This window comes from Phocaeicola vulgatus ATCC 8482 (assembly GCF_000012825.1).
Lineage (GTDB): Bacteria > Bacteroidota > Bacteroidia > Bacteroidales > Bacteroidaceae > Phocaeicola > Phocaeicola vulgatus.
Window position 1 is genome coordinate 1,056,459 of sequence record NC_009614.1, and the last position, 20,267, is coordinate 1,076,725.

The window sequence follows — 20,267 nt, forward strand, 5'->3', positions numbered from 1 at the left end:
AATAATCAAACTAAAGGACAACAAACCATTCATTATTTTCGCGGTGTGGCACTCATTACAAACTCCAGCGTTCCGCCATTCATAATATCCTGATGGGTAATATAATTCTTTGTATATTTCTTGCCTTTCAGTTTCATGGAACGGATATAAATCTCATTGTGCTTTTTACGTGGGGCTTTGATGGTAAAAGTCTTTCCATCAGGCAACTGAATAGCCGCTTCCTCCAACATAGGAGTACCGATAATGTACTCTCCGCTGACCGGATTTACCGGATAAAAGCCAAGTGCGCCAAACACATACCAAGCAGACATTTCCCCGCAATCATCATTACCGGCATAGCCCGAAGAAGAATCGTTGTACAGTTCATTCATGATATGCGCCACATATTTCTGTGTCTTCCAAGGTTCTCCCGCACAAGCATACAGATAAGCCACGTGATGGCTCGGCTCATTGCCATGCGCATATTGCCCTACAAAACCGGAAGCATTGTCATTCAGCTCACCACTTTGATAATTGACAGTGAAGAAGGTATCCAATTTTGCGGTAAAAGCGTTGTTGCCCCCTGTCAGTGAAATCAAGTCGGGTATATTCTGGGGTACATACCAGAAGTATTGCCAGGCATTCCCCTCAGTGAAAGGATAGCCGCCATTGGCTCCATATTTATAAGGATCGAAAGGTTCCATCCATTCTCCTTTCTTATTTTTCGGTTGAAAGAATTTTGTCTCTGCATTAAACAGATTCCGGTAAAAAGCAGAACGCCTCATAAAGCGGCTATAATCTTCTTCTTTCCCTAATTTCCGGGCCAACTGTGCGACACACCAATCATCAAAAGCTTGTTCTAAAGTAATAGAAACAGATTGTGTCTGAATGTCCTCAGGCATATATCCATATTTCTCCCATACTTCAAAAGGAGAGTTCGGATGAGATACGATGGAACTGCTATGAACCGCTTCATAAGCTTTTTCCGCATCCACTCCTGCAACACCTTTCAGCACAGCATCCACAATAACAGGAATGGAGTGATTACCAATCATACAATAATTATCCTGCCCCCATAATTGCCACACAGGCAAATAACCATAATAGTCATATTGCCTCATCATGCTTTTAATAAAATCAGGAATGCGGTCGGTATGCAGCAAAGTATAAAGCGGATGAGCTGCTCTGAATGTATCCCATAAAGAAAAAGTGGAATAATGAACTTCATTATCGGCTACCTTACGTGTCGTATAATCGGCAGCCATATATTCACCATTTACATCGCTCATCGTATTAGGTTGTATCATAGTATGATATAAAGCTGTATAAAAAATCTTTTTCTGCAAACCGGTACCTTGGATGATGACTTTCTTCAATTCTTTCTCCCAGCTGGCTTCGGCAGCAGAAGCAATATGTTCAAAGTTCCATCCGGGAACCTCAGCTGCCATATTCAACCGGGCATTTTCAATGGAAACTGAAGATAAAGCGACTTTACATATCAATTCATTATTCCACTTCTTGTCGAAACAGAATAATCCACACAGTTCTGTACCATTAATGACAGGAGTATTCTCATACCTCCGATTGCCATCATGTAACTGACTGGATAAGATTGGTTGGGAAAATTCAAGATGGAAATATATTTTCCTCAGTTTTGCCCATCCTGTAATAACACGATATCCTTCTACTACTGTAGGAGAAACTACACGGATTTGTGATTGAATTATCCGGCGGTTCCAACTCTCCTTATTTGCCGAATGATCTAAATCCAACCATAATTTCAACTGACCGCCATCAGAATAGATATAGCGATGTATCCCTACATGCACAGAAGCCGTCAACTCCGCTTGAATCTTCTCATCCGTTAATAATACTTGATAATACCCCGGACGCGCCTGTTCGTTTTGATGAGTAAAAGACGATTTCCTTTTATCACTCATGGTAGGAAATAGAAGGATATCTATAAAATCGGAAGCACCGGTTCCGCTTAAACGTGTATGACTGAAACCATAAATAATAGAATCATTATAATCATATCCCGAAGCTTGTGCCCAATCAGGCGCTTCACGAGTATCGGGACTCAGCTGCACCATACCAAAAGGGACAGTAGCTCCTGGATAATTATTCCCGGAAAGACTGGATTGAACAGCACCGGTTCCAATAAACGGATTAACCCAACGAGTTAGATTTTGGGCACTAATACAATTTACAGAAAGAATAAAAACAGCCAATAAATTTGCAAATCTTTTCATCATAGATTTAAGTTTCATTTATTGGCAAAATTAGTATATCCACACTCCCCACACAGATAAATTCTCGTCTATTTTAGCTTCATTTGCTTCATAAAGGCAAGTTTCTTGCCTCATCACCACTAAATATTACCATTATTCCGTTCATCCCAATTCATTTACCGCTAATAATGATTATCCCGACATCTCCAATCCCTCTTAATGTAAAAAAATCATAAATTCAGGAATGTTACCCCAATTACCGTATTCTTTTCACCTATTTTCTTATATTTGTAAATTATTCCATCACACAAACGTAAAAACAAATGGACCAGACCTTACTAAAATACTGGAAAACTTGTCTTCAAGATGCAGAGCGCAAAGCTATTGCTCTCAAAGGACCACGAATCACCCTAAACATTGGTGACAAGATACTTAAATTCATTCCTCTCAAAAGTATTCCTGTTATTTTCCCTGATTGGAAAGCAGAAGACAGCAATGAAAAACAAAAAGTAATGATTGCTCCTTGTATTCTTTTGCCCGAATTTGAAAACGGCTGGACTTCCCAATCTGAAAGACCGGAATATCCCTTCTTGATTACTGCCACCATGTTGCCTGACGGCAAACTAACCGTATGCGGGAACGAATCAGACAGAATCCCAATATTTATTCGTAAATTTTTGGAGCCTAATGCAGCCAATGACCGCACTATAGCTTCTCTTTCAAAAGTAGATCAACTACTATCCAATTTTAACACTGAAGAAACAAAATGGGAGGCCTATTGGCAAGCATGCGAGCAGCTTTTCAAGAAAGCAACCGGCAAAACTTTCAGCGCAATGAATTACTATGATAATCCAGAAATCATTATCATAAAAGCCTCCGAGCGCAATATGGCACAGCCCATAATCACACTATATGACAAACTCTTAAAAGATGACAATACCACTCCACATCCCCTGTTGAATTTATTAATACAAACAAAATCTGCTAACGCTCTTCCTATTCCAACTAACCGGAAAGTATATTGCAACCAAGAACACTGGGCACAAATGAGCAGCGACTTTCCTTTGTCCATATCTCAACGCGAAACACTAGCAATGTACACAACACCGGAATGTGCTGATATTTTTGTCGTCAACGGTCCTCCGGGAACAGGAAAAACCACTTTTCTGCAAACTGTCATCGCAAACAGACTTGCTCATAATATTCTAAACAATCCGGAAGAGCCGGAAATTATAGTTGCAAGTTCAGCTAATAATCAGGCAATCACCAATATCCTGAAGGATTTCAAAGCGGAAACAACCAATGACACAACACATCCCCGGTTGTCCAACCGCTGGCTACCCGAACTGGATACATTAGGCTTATATCTGTCAGGGAAAAAAGAGCTGCAACAACAGTACAAAATGATGTTCAATCCCAAAGGGGATGGATTTCCGGCAGCATACGATACACCTGAACGTCAAGAAGAGTACAAACAATTCTATCTGCAATGCTTCAATAACTTTTTCAAGAAAAACTATCAAGACGAAACAAAATGCCGACAATTTCTCCGTAAAGAAATGCAAGCCCTCCAAAAAAAGATTATTCTCTGTATCCAAGCTGCCGAAACAACAGAATACGGAAACCGGAAGGAAAACAATATATTACAGAAGTTTATCCGCAAATTCCATGAGCCATTACCCTCCTACGACAAAGTAATAGAACAGTGGACTTTGACAGAAGAATTCAAAGAACGTTACGAAAAAATAAGTTCCAACCCTGAGTATGGCAACTTGCCTTATACAGAAGACATGGCAGTAAGGCTGGATATCAGCTATCGGTATCAAATGTTCTGGTATGCCATACATTATCGGGAAGCCGAGTTTATTCACCGGTTAAGCAAGTGCGATGAAGGCAAGCAGCGCACACAAGAAGCCTATACCCAAAGATTAAAACGTTTGGCTTGCGTAATGCCTGTTTTCATCTCTACTTTCCATTCTCTACCCAAGTATATGACCTATGCGGAGAACGGAAAATGGGATATTCCTTTATACAATGGAATAGATCTGTTGATTGTAGATGAATCCGGACAAGTTTCACCCGAACTTGCCGTTCCCTCCTTCAGTTTGGCCAAGCAAGCGATTTTAGTAGGTGATATTCAACAAATAGAGCCTGTATGGTCCATTTCTGATGAATATTCATTCATTAATTTAAAGAATCTGGGCATTGTTTCCAACCAGTCCTCGGAAAAATACCGTTTTTTAGAAAACAATGGTTTCCTTTCTTCTTCCGGAAGTATAATGAAACTGGCACGTAAAAGCTGTAATTTTACAGTAAAAGGTGAAAAAGGAGCTTTTCTGACCGAACACAGACGATGCGTAGATTCCATTATTGCCTATTGCAATGATTATGTTTACCACGGCAGGTTACTTCCTAAAAAAGGTAACGAAGTAAAATACAAGTCCCTCCCTTCCAAAGGATATGTACACATCAACAGTTACAGCAGCCCTGGAAAAACAGGAAGTCGCCTCAACCGGGCTGAAGCGGAAGCCATTGTCTGTTGGCTGGAACTGGAAAAAGATAATCTGGAAAAGACCTATAAAAAGCCTATTCATGAAATTGTAGCCGTAGTAACTCCTTTTAAAGCCCAAGAAGCCGAAATACGGTATCAAATACAAAAAATATCAGGAAATGAGAAATATAAAGATATGATCATCGGCACAGTACATTCCCTGCAAGGTGCCCAATGTCCGATTGTTCTTTTTTCAACAGTCAACTCTCCCGAAGACCATTCTCTTTTTATGGAGCGTGATGGAAAATACAATATGCTCAATGTAGCGATATCGCGCGCTCAGCATCATTTCATTGTTTTTGGCAACATGAATATTTTCCATCCGGAAGAAAACACCCCGGTAGGAAATATGGCTAAATGGCTTTTCGATGATCCATCCAACGAGATTTCCAACAACTTTATTTACCAACAGGAAGTTCCGCTGTGCACCTACCACCCCACCCTTCGTCTGTCCACCACAGAAGAGCATATCCAGGTTCTGCACCAAGCTTTTGAAAAAGCAAGACACCGTCTGCTGATTGTATCTCCATTCATATCTATCCACGCCATAGAAAACGACCAGTTGGTTCCGCTGATACGCCACACGGTACAACGAGGAGTGGATGTCACAGTCTACACCGATTCGTCTCTAGATTATGATACGAAAACCAATCAGTTGCTCAGCCGTGCCGAAGAGGGACGGAACATATTAATAGAAAATGGCGCAACCCTCATTGAAGTAAAAGGTATCCACAATAAATCATTGGCCATTGATAACCATACACTTATAGAGGGTTCTTTCAACTGGTTATCTGCCAACCGCCATAAAGAATACTCCCGCCACGAATGTTCCATAGTTGTATCATCTGTTCAAGCCGATGAGTACATCAACAATCTGATAAAGGAACTAGAAAGCAGAGAAAAAACCTTTCAATCCCTATCTAAGCCTACAATCAATCTTGACATTGACCAAAAATATCCGGGGTTCTTTACAAAAGAATCTTTTAATGATTGTACAGAAGAAGATATTTGCCGTATAAAACAAAAAGTCCAAGAGTTAGGCATTCAGAAAACAGTCCTTCCACCTTATATCCATAAACAACGTGAAACTTTCCCACGTGCTTATGAACCTTGGTGCACAGAAGAAAAGGAAATTATATGTGAGTTGATGCAAAAGACCAATCATCTTTCTATTTTTATAGAATGTCTGCAACGTACAGGACAAGCAATTCAAATTCAGATAGAAGGCAAAAACAATTGATTATAATCCTGAACTGATATCCTTTTTATGATATTCGGGAAACTTGGGAAACAAGAATCAGTCCCTATACGGAAGAGAGGAAAAGACAAATTACTTTTTGCCTTTTCCTCTCTTCCGTATAGCATATGCAACTCCTGCCCAGAGTTCCTTATTTTTTGGAATACATCCAGGTCCATTTATGCCAAAGACTCTCTAACGGTCCCTGCTTATGTCCTTTCAACCACCACTTGCAGAACTGTACTTGCAACAAAAAGAGTACAAAACCAACCAACAAACTCAACGTATATCCACAGTACGGAGCCAGATAAAGTCCGAAAGGGAAATAAATAATAGCTCCGGCAATAGATTGAGTGATATAATTAGTCAGACTCATCCTACCATAATAACGAAGATTTGATACAAAATTCTTGAACCTATCCCGTTGATAAAGCAATACAAAAGAAGCAACCAGTACAAATGTAAAAGCGAACTTTTGCCACATATCAAAAGCAGTTCCGGCAGTCTGGCGAATGAGTTCACTGTCACTAGCCATAATCAACTCTTTCAGTTGGAAAAGCGGAGCAAAAGAGATAGCGGAAATGATAAGAGCCTTCACCCAAAAACGAGTATGTTTTTCGGAAGTTACAAATAATTGTTTGCGTCCGATATACAACCCCATCAAGAACAAGCCGGCAGTCTGCCAGAAACGCCCTGCTCCCAGAGCCCAATATAGACTGGCTTTCTGACCAAAGGTCATATTCTTACCCAAAAACTCCCACAAATTCCCCTCTTTGGTATATTCCGCCACTTCTTTATACATCGCGCCCACTCCCCAATCGGGCAAAGTATGAGAAGGATCAAACAGACCTACTATATAATGATACCACTCAACGGGCTGCAATAAAAACAAAATAGCCGTAACAAGTATGGCACAGTCACTCCACTTGCGCACCACAAACAATACGATTCCCACTACCGAGAACAGCAACAGCACATCTCCTGCCGGAAAAAAAGCTGCATTCAGCGTAGCAAAAGCTACCAATAACAGCAAACGCCACAGAAAACGATAACCAAAATCTTTTCCTTTACGCTGTTGGTTAGCCGACTGAATATAAAATGTAAATCCAAACAGCAAAGCAAAAATGGCATACGATTTTCCAGCCAATAAAGTAAATGTAACATTGAATACCCCGTCATTCAGTATATTCAACCATGCAGGCTGGTCTACCGGATAAACCGGAAAGATGAAATGCTCCAAACTATGCACTAAAAGAATTGCCATGACTGCAAATCCCCGTAAAGCATCCACCACCTCAACGCGTGGCAGTTTTTCTGATAATTGTTTTTCCATGAACTAGTTATTATTGTTTATTTAAAATTCGTTTTACCCAGCGGTTGCTCGGTTTCTCAAAATAATAATAAGAAAGCAGACTCAGCCCGATAGTGACTGCAAAGATAAGCGGAATACTGATATACAGACTGATATGCCAATCGTATGTTTGCGCCAACTGCACATAAGCAAATAATATCCACTATACTCTCCTCTTCGGTGCTATTCCTGCTCTACATATCCGGGGGAGCGGTGAGCAACATTGGATAATAGACTACAGACAATATCATCAGAGTTTTGACAACTCTTACCAAAAACTGTATATTAAAAAGAGAAACTGATTTCCTACAATATTTCCTTTAAATTCCAAGCCTGTATATGCCTGACCCCTTCATTGGAAGGGAATTGTACCTCATCCATGGAAACGACATATTTTTCATAATTATCACCTATCGTCAGCAAAGGAGCATATTCCCGTTCCATGGTTTGTGCCGTTTCCAACATGTAAGTTGCTTGAAGATAAATCACTCTATCGTCCTTCATAGCAACAAAATCAACTTCTTTATCCCGAAAAGAACCTGTATATACAATATAGCCTAAACGACGAAGTTCCAAATATACTGCATTCTCCAACAAATACCCGACTCCATAAGCAAAGCCCGGATAAAGAAAATTCTTAAAGGACAAGTCATTCAGATAATACTTGCAATTACCTGCCACCACATCCTTTCCTTTTATATTGTAACGTTCTGTTTTATAAGCAAGAAAAGCTTCTTCTATATAACCTAGATAATTAGATAAGGTATCATAACTCACCTTCCGGTTCTTGGATTTAAAGAAATTAACAATATGCTGAACGGAAAACAGATTGGACGCATTATTCACCAAATAAATAAAAATATCATCCAATAACCTTACATCACGAACGGGTTTACGCTTCACTATATCACGCAACAAAATCGTATCTTTCACAGAAGCGACGTACTGTTTTTCTGACTCGACAGTGGGCAGGTTGTACAATTCGGGCAAACCGCCTTTCTGTAAATAGGCCAAATAAGAAGCCCGACCGGCAGGTTGCTGCATCAACTGTAAATATTCAGCATAACTATAGGGGAATATATGAAATTCTACATAACGTCCCGACAAAAGAGTGGCAAGTTCACTGGAAAGCATTTTAGAGTTAGAACCGCTGATAAACAATTCACTCTCTTCGACAAAGTCTTGCGAATGGGAGTTTACAAACCTTTCCCAGCCATCCACATTTTGAATTTCATCGAAAAACAAATATACTTTTCCTTGCGGTTTAAGCTTTTCCCGATAAAAACGATACAGACTTTCCAATGCTTTATAATCATCAATAAAATCAAATTCCAGATACTCCTTATTTATATATAGGATATTAGCCGGATTTACTCCTCGTTCCGAGACAAGACTTGAAGCAATTTGCCTGAGAATATAACTTTTGCCCGAACGACGTTGTCCTATAAGTACCTTCACCAAGTTATTCCCCACAAAATTGCCAATCTTGTCGGTATAAGATTTCCGTTCCAGTCCCAATTGATACGTATTTCCACCCCAAAGGTTATACTTTTCTAAAGCTTTCCATTTATCGTCCATACTCGAATCTTTTCCCACAAAGATAGTTTTTTTCGAGTATAATCGAAAAAAAAGCACTGTTTATTTCTTTTTTCGAGTATAATCGAAAAAACGTATCTATCTCAAACTGAATTAAAGAAAACGAATACAATCCGGCAGTATGTAAAATTTAACAAATTACTTAAACAAGCAAACTATTATTTTCCTACATTTGTTACCAGTGAAACTTTAAATACGAAAGAACATGAAAGCAAATCCTGTATTTAGTTTATACATCCCTACCAAATTAGTATTTGGCTGCGAAGAAATCAAGAAATTATCCAGTGAAAAATTACCGGGAAAAAAGGCACTGGTCGTCATCTCATCCGGAACTTCCATGCGAAAATATGGATATTTGGAGAGAGTACTTGCCCAATTAAGACTGAATAATGTAGAAACACTGGTTTACGATAAAATCCTTCCCAACCCCATCAAAGAACACGTCATGGAAGCAGCCGCCATCTGCCGGGAGGAAAAGTGCGACTTTGTAGTAGGACTGGGAGGCGGAAGTTCCATCGACTCCGCCAAAAGTATAGCTGTTATGGCCTGCAACGATGGTGACTACTGGGATTATGTATCAGGGGGTAGTGGTAAAGGACGCCCTGTTACCAAAGCACTTCCCATTATCGCCATACCTACTACCGCCGGAACCGGAACAGAAATGGATCCATGGACAGTGATTACCCACGAAACGGCTCAAGAAAAGATAGGCTTCGGTTGTCAGCTGACTTTCCCTACCTTATCTATTGTAGACCCGGAACTGATGGTTTCCATTCCTCCGCACCTCACCGCCTATCAAGGGTTCGATGCATTCTTCCATGCCGCAGAGGGTTTTATCGCCAATTGTGCAACACCCATCAGTGATCTTTACGCCTTAGAAGCCATCCGTCTGATCTACAAATATCTGCCAGTAGCCGTAGCCGACGGAAAGAATTTGAAAGCGCGTGCCAAAATTGCTTGGGCCAGCACCTTGGCAGGCATGGTGGAAGCCACTTCAAGCTGCACTTCCGAACATTCATTAGAACATGCCATGAGTGCTTATTATCCACAACTTCCTCATGGAGCAGGACTCATTGCCTTGTCTGAGGCATACTTCGAAACTTTCCGGCATGACTGTACAAAACGTTACATGAAAATGGCTGAAATGATGACCCAGAAAAAGAGCAACCGTCCGTCCGATTTCATTGATGCATTGATTACACTGCAAAAAGAATGTAAAGTACATTCTATCAAACTGAGCGAATTTGGTATCCAATCCGAAGATTTCCCCAAATTCCTGCAAAATGCAAGAGATACGATGGGAGGACTGTTCACTCTCGACCCACGCCCGATTACAGACGAAGAAATCCTGCATATCTTTAAAAATTCTTATAAATAATGGATAAAGAACTAGACCTTGCCGTAACCTGTTACGGCAAGGTAAAACCATTGAAATATGATTTGGTCCTCCTCCCTTGGGGAGCTACCGAACCGCATAATCTGCACCTGCCTTATCTGACAGACTGTATTCTAAGCCACGACATCGCACTAGATGCTGCAAAACTGGCAAAAACACATTACGGTATTCGTTGCATGGTCATGCCTTACGTCACTGCCGGTTCACAGAATCCGGGACAACGCGAGCTGGATTTCTGCATCCATTATCGCTATGAAACGCAAAAAGCGATTTTAAGCGACCTAGTTGCCTCTCTATACGCCCAGGGATACCGCAAAATGGTCATTATCAACGGACATGGCGGCAATACATTCAAAAGTATGATACGTGACTTGTCACTGGACTATCCCGACTTCCTGATAGCCAGCAGCGAATGGTTTGCCTTTATCCCTGCTAAAGAGTACTTTGATGAACCGGGTGACCATGCAGATGAATTGGAAACTTCTGTTATGATGCATTATCATCCGGAATTGGTAAACCTGGATGAAGCCGGAGATGGAAATTATAAGAAGTTCGCTTCGCAAATGCTGAATGAAAAAGTGGCATGGATTCCGAGAAACTGGCAAAACGTTTCGCAAGATACCGGTATAGGCAATCCTAAAAAAGCAAGTGCCGGAAAAGGGAAGAAATACGCCGAAGCAGTCGTCGCAAAATATGCATTACTGTTTGAAGAGTTGGTACATAAAGAACTTTATTAATGCCTCATCACTCAAGAAGATCATCTGACCTTTTTAAACGATGGTCTTCTATATTCATATCACCTCCGCTTCTTCGTTATCAGATACATTTTCAGCTACCTTAGTTATACTTGCCATTTCAAAGTCCATACATATCCATATAAATATATGTATAACCATCGACTATGAAAAGAATAAATGTCCCCATGTGCCCATAAACAAACCACTCCCTGCACTATCTGCACAAGGATACTTCTCCAAATAATTTATTTCATCTCCAAAGGCTGAAATAAAATTCATTTAACAAAATAAAGAGATTTCCTTTATAGGATAAGTTCTACCAGAACTACATTTTTAAATTAAGATTATATCACATCGCAAATATAGGATATTTTTTATTAAATCAACTTTAATTATAAAATTATTTTTTGATATACGACACAAAAAGTACAAAACGGTCAATATTTACGGATAAATAAGCTAAATAAAAGTATATAAAAAGGGATATCTTTTATCTTTTTCCGTCTCAAAGTAGCATAACAGTAGAAATTCAGTAGAAAAATCCTTTTAAAATTCCTTCTTAAATAAAATAAAATACAATCTATTTTCCCTTTATGGACACGGAATAGTTCTGGTAGAACTTCAAACAGTAACTTTAAAAACAAATCTATGAAGAAAACCTTATTCATGCTTTTTTGCCTGTTATGCTCCATAGGAGCCATGGCACAAAAGAAAACAATCACGGGTGTGGTCACAGACGCCACAGGTGAAGCGGTTATTGGCGCCAGTATTGTAGAAACAGGCACCACGAATGGTACAGTTACCGACTTAGATGGTAATTTTACACTTTCCGTAGCCAACGATGGCAGTATCAGAGTATCATTTGTCGGTTATCAGACACAAACTTTAAGCGTAAAGGGAAAGTCAACTTTTAAAATAGCATTGAAAGAAGACTCAGAAATGCTCCAAGAAGTTGTTGTAACCGGATATGGCGGCAAACAGTTGCGCACAAAAGTAACCAACTCCATTTCCAAGGTAAAAGAAGAAACATTAAAACAAGGACTTTATTCCAATCCGGCACAAGCCTTATCAGGAGCCGTGGCAGGTCTGTCCGTCAGCCAGACTTCCGGTAATCCGGGAGCAGCTCCTACCTTGGTACTTCGAGGAGGTACTAATTTTGACGGTTCAGGTTCACCTTTAATCCTGGTAGACGGCCAAGTACGCGGTTCTTTAAGTGACATCAACCCGGCCGATATTGAATCCATGGAAGTATTAAAAGATGCCGGAGCCACCGCCATCTATGGCGCCCGAGCCAATGACGGTGTAGTACTAGTCACTACCAAACGAGGCAAAGAGGGAAGTACACGTGTAGAGCTTTCGGCCAAACTAGGCTGGAACTACTTCCACAACTCTTATAACTTTATGAATGCGCGTGATTACATTTACTGGATGCGCACTGGTTACATGAATGCTTACACGGGAGACATGAAACATCCGGACGGATCGGCCGTACAAGGATGGTCTTCACTGACCGGTCTGACCGGTGCCACTCCTTATGGAACAGGCAACAAATATTGGGCAGATGATGACAAGACAATCCCGCTGAATGGAAACGAAAACAGCCAGGCTATATGGAGTACCATGAAATATTCGGACGATCTGGCTTTCCTGCTCAACCAAGGATGGGAAACCATGACTGATCCTATTTATGGAGACCAACTGATTTTCAAGAATACAGATATAGCGGATTTCAATATCAATTCCCCATCTTTCTCACAAGACTACAACCTGAGTGTAAGCGGAGGAAATGAAAAGGGAAACTACTATGCAGGCTTGGGATACAACCATAGTGAAGGTACAGCCGTAGGAAACAAGTACCAACGTATCACTTTCACATTCAATGCCGATTACAAGCTGAAACCATGGTTAACCTCCAACTCCAGCTTCAACTTTGCAGATGCAACCTGGAACGATCTTCCTCCTACCCAAAGCGCAGAAGCCAACTACTTCTCACGCGTTTTATCATTACCTCCCACTTTCCGTGGATATAATGCTGACGGTGAAATGCTTTTGGGACCCAATTCAGGCGACGGAAACCAACAAATCAATTTTGACAAGTTTGTCCGTGACAACAATACAGACAAGTTCACCATGAACCAATCTTTTACCGCAGATATCATGAAAGGACTCTCATTAAAAGTGAACGCCATCTGGTTCTATTCAGAAGAAAAATATGAAGCTTTCAACAAAGATTATTTATCTTCTCCCGGAAACTGGGTAACCTCACACAGCACCTCGGCTTCCTACGGACGCACATTGGACCAAACTTATAATGCAGTGTTAAACTACAACTATCAAATAAACAAAGACCACTATCTGGATGCCATGGCCGGCTTCGAGTACTACGACTCATATTATAAAGGTTTCAGTGCCTCAGGATCGGGAGCTCCCAGTGACGCTTTCGGCGATTTGGAATATACCAGTGATGACAAAGGCAAACGCAGCATAGACTCCTCACACAGCCGCCAGCGTATCATGTCATTCTTCGGTCGTGTAAATTATGACTACCAGTCAAAATACTTGCTGTCTTTTGTTCTAAGACGGGACGGCTACTCCAAACTGGCCAAAGACAACCGCTGGGGTGTCTTCCCCGGAGTATCTACCGGATGGGTGTTCTCCAAAGAAAAATTTGCCAGTGAATGGGCCGATATCATCTCATTCGGTAAATTGCGTGCCAGCTTCGGTCTGAATGGTAATGTAAACAAAGATTTTGTAGGAAACTACACAGTACAAGGTGCTTATGCAGGCAGCAAATACAACGGCAACGCTTACTTCCTGTTAAACAACCTTCCTAATCCCTACTTGAAATGGGAGAAGTCAAGAACTTTCGAAATCGGTCTGGATCTAGGCTTTCTGGCCAACCGCATCAATGCCAATTTGACTTACTACAACCGACTGACCAGTGACAAGTATGCCAACATCACCATCCCGTCTACTTCGGGTGTTTCTTCCTTTACCTCCAACAACGGTAAGTTCCAGAACCAAGGCTTTGAATTCGAACTGGCATTCAAAGTTATCGACTCCAAAGACTGGAAATGGAATCTGAACTGGAACGGCGCATTAAATAAAAACAAAGTAGTGGCATTGCCCGACAACGGTCTGGAAAGAAACCGTCAAAATGCATTTCAAGTATATACCGGACGCCAGCTGGAGGACGGAAGCTATGAAAAAGCATGGGTAGGCGGTTATCAGGAAGGACAACGCCCAGGTGATTTGTACATGTTCGTAGCCGAAGGAATCTATCGTTCCGAAGATGAAATACCAGGAGGACTGATCGACTTGTCAAGTGGTAACAACGGCTCAAGCAACCGTCCCCTTTACGGAGGTGAGGAAGGATATAACAAACTGACAGCCAATCAGAAAGCGAATTCTCTCCGCATACAGCCGGGTGATGTGAAATGGAAGGATGTAAACGGTGACGGCATCATCGACAATTACGACATGGTGAAAGTGGGCAACACTGTACCCAAATGGACAGGAGGTATCAATACTTCAGTCACCTGGAAAGACCTTACTTTATCAGCACGTTTTGACTATGCGCTTGGTTTCAAAGCGGTAGACTGGAAAACCATGTGGATCATGTCTTGCGCACAAGGTACTTATAACACCATTGCGGAAACCCACGACACCTGGTCACCCGAAAATCCCGGTGCACAATATCCTACTTATGTATGGGCCGACCAGTTGGGCAAGCGCAATTACTGCCGTCAATCCTCCATGTTTGCCTACAACGGTAACTATCTGTCTTTCCGTGAAATAGCCTTGTCATATAATCTGCCAAGCAACTGGGTGCGCAAAGCAGGACTAGGCTCAGTCATGCTCTCGGTAACCGGTCAGAACCTGGGTTACCTGACAGAAGCCAAACATTTATTCTCTCCGGAAAAGACAGACAACAATGGTGGATACCCATTGCCCCGCACTGTCATTCTCGGCGTAAACGTTTCTTTCTAAACTTATAAACTCTAACAGATTATGAAAAAAATATTCTATATCCTTTCAATATGTGTGATGACCATTCTCCAACCGTCCTGTGACGCACTGGATCTGGCACCGGAAGATTATTATGGAGCCGGAAATTTCTGGAAAGAAGCTTCCCAGCCCAAAGCATTCATGTTGGGTCTGCACGCCCAATTAAGAAGTTACTATGACATGTTCTACACCTTGGGCGAACTCCGCGGCGGCACACAACGTGTGGGCACCTCCTCGCTGAACACCAGCTTGAACTATGCCGATATCCGGTCACAGAATATCTCGGAAGATATTCCCGGCATATCCAATTGGAACGGGCTATACTCTCCCATCATGCAAGTAAACCATTTTATCCAAGAAGTAGAAAATGGGTGTACGTTTCTGGATGATGCAACCCGGAGCCGGTACTTGGGACAAGCGTATGGCATGAGAGCCCTGTATTACTTCATGCTATACAGAACTTTCGGGGGAGTACCTCTCATCACCAAAGTAGATATACTGGACGGCAAACCATCGGCAGACAAATTCTATGTGGAGCGCGCCACACCCGAAGCCACCATGGAGTTTATCAAAGCGGATATTAATAAATCCGAAAACTATTTCGGAAATAACACCTCTTTTGATGCATACGACTGGTCACGCTATGCCACTTTGATGCTTAAAGCAGAAATCTATATGTGGGCAGCGAAAGTATCCATCACCGGATTCACAGCAACCGGGGCAACCGATTTACAGACTGCCAAGACTGCCTTATCCGGGATCATAGGACATTTTGAATTAATGGACAACTTTGCCTCCATCTTCTCATGCGACAATAAAAAGAACACTGAGATTATTTTCGCCATGCCGTTTATAGAAGGTGAGGCCAGCAATGACGGAGGCAGATTCCTTTATCAGGATGCTGTATTTCTGGGGCAAGCATATGGTCGTAACGGTAAGGTGATTGAAAAAGATACCTTAAACTTGAAAGGTACCGGTGGAGTATTCCGTGACGAGTACACTGAAGATTTCTGGAAAACGTTCAAAGAAGGAGACAGCCGCCGTGATGCCACATTCATGGAGTATTACATGAAAAATGATAATGGCACGCTCAGCGAATTCGGATGCGTAATGAAAAAACGTATAGGTACAATCAATTCCAATGACAACCGCATCTATATTTCGGACATCCCCGTTTACCGCTATGCCGATGCGTTACTGATGATGGCGGAAATTGAAAACGGATTGAACAACCCTTGCGCTTCGTATATCAACGAAGTACGCAAACGTGCATACGGAGACACCTTTGAAGAAAACAAATACACGGAAGGCAGCTATGCGGAAAATGAACTAGCCATTTTGCAGGAACGGGACAAAGAGTTTGTCAGTGAAGGCAAGCGCTGGTTTGACGTATTGCGTATGCACGATGCATCCGGACGTTCTTTGGTCTTTTCTGCCAATGCCAACTATCCGGGCACAAATCCTATCCTCGGTACAGAAGAAGCATATAAAATGCTTTGGCCGGTTAATATCGGTACTTTGAATGTGAATCCGTTATTAACTCAAACTCCGGGATACGGGAAAAAATAAGCCAAATCCTCCTGTTTAGTTTTCAGGACAGATATTTTAACATAGAAAAATAAAGGTGTGTCGTGAGATACACCTTTATTCATTATGCATATAGTTGATAAAACATCAATAACACAGAAAATCAATAACTATTTCCGTTCTTTTGAAAGTTCCTCCAATGTTTTTTCCTCGTACCTGCAAATCGCCTCCTTATAATCCTCGGAAATCAATTTCGGTTCTTTGTTTCTGTTAAATCAGTCTGATATATCTTTTTTAAGTTTAGTCACTTCAAAGAAAAAACTATCCGACTGATATGAAAACCTCATAAGAAAAATATTTCAGAGATTTTTAAACAGGCTATCAAAATATATTTGATATAATAAAATTTTAATATACATTTGTGAAGTTAACTATATACTAACCTTTAAAAGCAGATCTTATGAAAAACAAATCACTTTTTTTAGCCCTAGTCATTCTTTGTTTGACTAGCGTAGAGATCTATTCTTCCCGACAAGAATTAAAGTTTGATGCACCTCTTCCGAGCAACACAGAAAACGGAAATGCTCGCAGTGATTACGGACCTCCCGGTGAAGGAGACGGTTGCTGGTATTTCGGAGGTTCCGGATGTGTAAAATTTTCACACAATAATTGTGCAGCTGAAGCACATAATAATTGTGAAGGATTTACAACACAACCAGGACACCCTGAATGAGCAAGACAATTATCTAAATAACTTTTGAAGGGCTCTTAATATTCCTATATTATAATATATATTCTCAGATTTAGAAAAAGGATTATTAATAGCCCTTCTATCATCTATTAACTAATATGAATTATGAAAAATACTTGGAATATCCTATTTGTCCTCTTTCTACTCTTTGAAACAGCATGTAATTCACCATCACAATCCATAAAAAATACAGATTTAGTAGCCGAAGACTCCATTTGTTTTCCTATAGACGAACATACATACTATGCAAGTAAATCCATATTCCAATTTGAAGAAAATGGGCACGAATATCTATCCTTTTTAGATGCAGAGTACTCACAAAAAATTAATATTTATGATATTAAGAATCAAAAATTAATAAAAACCATATTGTTACAAAAAGAAGGTCCAAACGGAATGAATGTACTGAGCGGTTGCCATCCACTGAACCTAAATCATTTCATAATTACCAGTTGGAACGGAACATTTTCACTAGTCAATGACAAAGGAGAAATAGAAAAGAAATTTGACTTTTGGGAAAAAGGAGTGAATTTTCAAGAGTTTGATCACATAAGTTTTTCAAGTTACTCTTATAAACCTGCTATAATAAAAGATTCTATTTTGTATTTCAGCCAATCATTCTTAAAACATCCTCGAAAGAAAAGCGATTGGAACAAAATCCCAATGTTTGCATTCGCTAACCTTAATACAGGTAAGACAGGATGGAGTGAACTTCGCTACCCTTTGATTTTCAACAAAGACGAAGATTTTAAAAATGTCAAATTATATGACCCTGAAATCTGTTATACATATACAGGTAAGGATGTGGTCATTTCATTAGGACAATATGATAGCATTATGGTTTCCTCTGATTTTAAGCATAAAATCTCATACAATGCCAAAAGCCGTTACTTAGCCCATGCATATCCACATTTGCAAGACGGACAAATAGATTTGTTTAAGAATATACAAATACAAGGGAAATTACCACACTATTCTCACTTGATGTATGATAAATACCGAAAAGTATTCTATCGGTTTGCCTTAATGCCGGATGATAATATAAAACCATTCTCCAACAATCCGCATCAAAGTTTCTCCATCATCATTCTAAACAAAGACTATGAAATTATTGGTGAAACAAAATTTCCCGGCAACACCTATACCCATCACTTGTGCTTCGTAGGTAAAAAAGGCCTGTATATTTCAGAGAATAATGAAAACAATCCTCAGTTTGACGAAAACAAACTGGTATTCAGGTGTTTCACACTTCAAGACCGGAAAAAATGAAGAAAAAGAACTACTCAATCATTCTATGTGGAGGACTGTTCCTGGCAAGCTGTATGTCCAATAATGACAAATGCCTTCAAAAACTGTTTGATGAAGTCGGAGTTGAGAAATCACAAATCCACAATGCCACCCACCTTGTTACCATATTGGGTAATGGTTGCAAAGGATGCATACACAAAGCTCTGTCAGAAATACATAACTCGACCGATACCATTTATATAATTGCATGTAAAAGTAAAAAGACTTTCAATTTAATTGCAAATAAAAATATAGATGACTACTCCAATGTATATCTAGACACTAAATCCATATTAGTGGAATTGGATATGGCTAAAAACACACCTAGAGTCTACCTTTTAAATAATGGTAAATATGTGTCGCACTCTTTTTATGGAAATGAATCTCCCAGCAAAGAAGCGAACACCACCATTACATTCAACACAAATGAGATAGATTTAGGCAAAATCAGCCGCACGGAAAAGGCAAGAATCAAATTCACAATATGGAATACAGGGAAGAACATAGTAAGAATCAGTCATATAGATCTTTCATGCGAATGTTTGAATATTGAAAATGAAATTACTGAAATAAATCCGGGAGACAGCACTTGTCTGAATATCATTTTCCATCCCGATGACATAGGAAAGTTTCAAAGAGAAATTTTATTATATGGTAATTTTGACTCATCTCCCAAACTTTTAACCATTACAGGAGAATGCTTTTAATAAAATAATACAATCTCGCTATAAATAACTTTTTAGCTATTTATAGCGAGTATACCATCCATTTCTACCCTTTTGAAAGCTCCTCCAATGTTTTTTCCTCGTACCTGCAAATCGCCTCCTTATAATCCTCGGAAATCAATTTCGGTTCTTTGGTAGCCAGGTCATAACCTACCATCACCGTGCGGCACTCACACTTCACCTCATGGGTATCCGTAGTCACGGCACGCTGCAACAAGGTAAAACTCTTATGCCCCAAATGTACCACAGCCGTTTCTATCACCAGATGATCCGAGAAAAATACCGGCATAAAGAAGTTTGCATTGATATTGGCTACCACAATAGCCAGCTTGCTCCAGTCGGCACTGCCTAATACATCTTTTATATAAGTAGTCTTTGCCAAATCGTACAAAGAAAAGTAAACTGAATTGTTCATATGACCAAACTGGTCCACATCGCTGAATCGTATCTGCACCGGCATAGTATGCCTGAATTTTGGCTCAGCGGAAATTTCTGGTTGGTAAGTTTTAAAATTAGCTATCTTTGCTTACCTTTGTTTTATGAAACCCGAACGACTCCTTCGTGCCATCCTTCCGGATGTGCTTATAGACAACTTTGATATTGTCAATTTCGACAAGAGTGCTGACCGTTTTGATATTTATCTTGATGAAAAAAAAGTTCAGCTAAAAGAAGATAAGACCAACCCGGATATCATATCCTATGGTTTTGGTGAGTACCGTACAATCCAAGACTACCCTATTCGTGGTCGCGCCACTTATCTCCATGTCCGTAAACGTAAATGGCTTGACAAGTCTTCCAATGAAATCTTCAGCTATGACTGGGATTTATCCGAATTTGACGGTACACGGCTCAATTCTGAGTTCGTTTCTTTTTTAAAAGAAGGAGATTGAA

At 40.3% G+C, this 20,267-nt stretch carries 13 protein-coding genes and 2 pseudogenes; 9 read left to right on the forward strand and 6 right to left on the reverse strand.

The window, feature by feature from the left end:
* Positions 1-32: 32 nt before the first annotated feature.
* Entirely contained in the window at positions 33-2,249 is a 2,217-nt protein-coding gene (locus BVU_RS03830) for a GH92 family glycosyl hydrolase (protein ID WP_011964895.1), read from the reverse strand.
* Between the two features lie 284 nt (positions 2,250-2,533).
* On the opposite strand from BVU_RS03830, the gene BVU_RS03835 reads away from it, so the two are divergent.
* Positions 2,534-6,001, forward strand: coding sequence for an AAA domain-containing protein (locus BVU_RS03835; protein ID WP_041174404.1), 3,468 nt, complete (start codon positions 2,534-2,536; stop codon positions 5,999-6,001).
* A 148-nt stretch (positions 6,002-6,149) separates the two neighbouring features.
* Here the strand turns inward: BVU_RS03835 and BVU_RS03840 are convergent, their stop codons facing one another.
* The 3 genes and pseudogenes from BVU_RS03840 to BVU_RS03845 all read right to left on the reverse strand — a co-directional run bounded on the left by BVU_RS03840 (position 6,150) and on the right by BVU_RS03845 (position 8,927).
* Positions 6,150-7,331, reverse strand: coding sequence for a DUF418 domain-containing protein (locus BVU_RS03840; protein WP_005850669.1), 1,182 nt, complete (start codon positions 7,329-7,331; stop codon positions 6,150-6,152).
* Between the two features lie 10 nt (positions 7,332-7,341).
* A pseudogene (locus tag BVU_RS22980) lies at positions 7,342-7,512 on the reverse strand (acyltransferase); the annotation flags it as partial.
* Positions 7,513-7,655: 143 nt separating this feature from the next.
* Positions 7,656-8,927 carry an ATP-binding protein gene (locus tag BVU_RS03845; RefSeq protein WP_008781412.1) on the reverse strand — a complete coding sequence of 424 codons (1,272 nt, stop codon included), beginning with the start codon at positions 8,925-8,927 and terminating at the stop codon, positions 7,656-7,658.
* Positions 8,928-9,150: 223 nt separating this feature from the next.
* Here BVU_RS03845 and BVU_RS03850 point away from each other — a divergent pair, with 223 nt between their 5' ends.
* The 4 genes from BVU_RS03850 (at position 9,151) to BVU_RS03865 (ending at position 16,655) form a co-directional block, all read left to right on the forward strand.
* Positions 9,151-10,323 (forward strand): iron-containing alcohol dehydrogenase, encoded by a 1,173-nt coding sequence (locus BVU_RS03850; protein ID WP_011964898.1) that lies wholly within the window; start codon positions 9,151-9,153, stop codon positions 10,321-10,323.
* Positions 10,323-11,078: a creatininase family protein gene (locus tag BVU_RS03855; protein WP_005850667.1), complete on the forward strand. Its 756-nt coding sequence runs from the start codon at positions 10,323-10,325 to the stop codon at positions 11,076-11,078. The genes BVU_RS03850 and BVU_RS03855 overlap by 1 nt, the downstream gene beginning before the upstream one ends.
* A 648-nt stretch (positions 11,079-11,726) precedes the next feature.
* Positions 11,727-15,068: a SusC/RagA family TonB-linked outer membrane protein gene (locus BVU_RS03860; protein WP_005850665.1), complete on the forward strand. Its 3,342-nt coding sequence runs from the start codon at positions 11,727-11,729 to the stop codon at positions 15,066-15,068.
* 21 nt (positions 15,069-15,089) lie between these two features.
* The gene (locus tag BVU_RS03865; protein WP_005850663.1) at positions 15,090-16,655 is read left to right on the forward strand and encodes a RagB/SusD family nutrient uptake outer membrane protein; all 1,566 of its coding nucleotides are present in this window, start codon (positions 15,090-15,092) and stop codon (positions 16,653-16,655) included.
* A gap of 128 nt (positions 16,656-16,783) precedes the next feature.
* On the opposite strand, the pseudogene BVU_RS22985 reads toward BVU_RS03865, so the two are convergent.
* Positions 16,784-16,876: pseudogene (locus tag BVU_RS22985) on the reverse strand (acyl-CoA thioesterase); the annotation flags it as partial.
* Positions 16,877-17,073: 197 nt separating this feature from the next.
* Here BVU_RS22985 and BVU_RS03870 point away from each other — a divergent pair.
* The 3 genes from BVU_RS03870 (at position 17,074) to BVU_RS03880 (ending at position 19,358) form a co-directional block, all read left to right on the forward strand.
* A complete protein-coding gene (locus BVU_RS03870; RefSeq protein ID WP_011964899.1) occupies positions 17,074-17,346 on the forward strand; it encodes a hypothetical protein in 273 nt (90 codons plus the stop codon).
* A 123-nt stretch (positions 17,347-17,469) separates the two neighbouring features.
* The gene (locus tag BVU_RS03875; RefSeq protein ID WP_011964900.1) at positions 17,470-18,633 is read left to right on the forward strand and encodes a DUF4221 domain-containing protein; all 1,164 of its coding nucleotides are present in this window, start codon (positions 17,470-17,472) and stop codon (positions 18,631-18,633) included.
* Positions 18,630-19,358 carry a DUF1573 domain-containing protein gene (locus BVU_RS03880; protein WP_005844928.1) on the forward strand — a complete coding sequence of 243 codons (729 nt, stop codon included), beginning with the start codon at positions 18,630-18,632 and terminating at the stop codon, positions 19,356-19,358. Before BVU_RS03875 ends, BVU_RS03880 begins: the two co-directional genes overlap by 4 nt.
* Positions 19,359-19,422: 64 nt before the next feature.
* Here the strand turns inward: BVU_RS03880 and BVU_RS03885 are convergent, their stop codons facing one another.
* The gene (locus BVU_RS03885; RefSeq protein WP_011964901.1) at positions 19,423-19,836 is read right to left on the reverse strand and encodes an acyl-CoA thioesterase; all 414 of its coding nucleotides are present in this window, start codon (positions 19,834-19,836) and stop codon (positions 19,423-19,425) included.
* 79 nt (positions 19,837-19,915) lie between these two features.
* Between BVU_RS03885 and BVU_RS03890 the strand changes: the two genes are divergently transcribed.
* The gene (locus BVU_RS03890) at positions 19,916-20,266 is read left to right on the forward strand and encodes an ISAon1 family transposase N-terminal region protein (protein WP_005645980.1); all 351 of its coding nucleotides are present in this window, start codon (positions 19,916-19,918) and stop codon (positions 20,264-20,266) included.
* Position 20,267: the final 1 nt, after the last annotated feature.

What these genes read in the sequence shown, in the direction of transcription:
- BVU_RS03850 (WP_011964898.1), top strand. Translation starts at nt 9,151, where the DNA reads ATGAAAGCAAATCCTGTATTTAGTTTATACATCCCTACCAAATTAGTA.
- BVU_RS03845 (WP_008781412.1), bottom strand. Translation starts at nt 8,927, where the DNA reads ATGGACGATAAATGGAAAGCTTTAGAAAAGTATAACCTTTGGGGTGGA.
- BVU_RS03865 (WP_005850663.1), top strand. Translation starts at nt 15,090, where the DNA reads ATGAAAAAAATATTCTATATCCTTTCAATATGTGTGATGACCATTCTC.
- BVU_RS03890 (WP_005645980.1), top strand. Translation starts at nt 19,916, where the DNA reads ATGAAACCCGAACGACTCCTTCGTGCCATCCTTCCGGATGTGCTTATA.
- BVU_RS03860 (WP_005850665.1), top strand. Translation starts at nt 11,727, where the DNA reads ATGAAGAAAACCTTATTCATGCTTTTTTGCCTGTTATGCTCCATAGGA.
- BVU_RS03840 (WP_005850669.1), bottom strand. Translation starts at nt 7,331, where the DNA reads ATGGAAAAACAATTATCAGAAAAACTGCCACGCGTTGAGGTGGTGGAT.
- BVU_RS03875 (WP_011964900.1), top strand. Translation starts at nt 17,470, where the DNA reads ATGAAAAATACTTGGAATATCCTATTTGTCCTCTTTCTACTCTTTGAA.
- BVU_RS03885 (WP_011964901.1), bottom strand. Translation starts at nt 19,836, where the DNA reads ATGCCGGTGCAGATACGATTCAGCGATGTGGACCAGTTTGGTCATATG.
- BVU_RS03830 (WP_011964895.1), bottom strand. Translation starts at nt 2,249, where the DNA reads ATGAAACTTAAATCTATGATGAAAAGATTTGCAAATTTATTGGCTGTT.
- BVU_RS03835 (WP_041174404.1), top strand. Translation starts at nt 2,534, where the DNA reads ATGGACCAGACCTTACTAAAATACTGGAAAACTTGTCTTCAAGATGCA.
- BVU_RS03870 (WP_011964899.1), top strand. Translation starts at nt 17,074, where the DNA reads ATGAAAAACAAATCACTTTTTTTAGCCCTAGTCATTCTTTGTTTGACT.
- BVU_RS03880 (WP_005844928.1), top strand. Translation starts at nt 18,630, where the DNA reads ATGAAGAAAAAGAACTACTCAATCATTCTATGTGGAGGACTGTTCCTG.
- BVU_RS03855 (WP_005850667.1), top strand. Translation starts at nt 10,323, where the DNA reads ATGGATAAAGAACTAGACCTTGCCGTAACCTGTTACGGCAAGGTAAAA.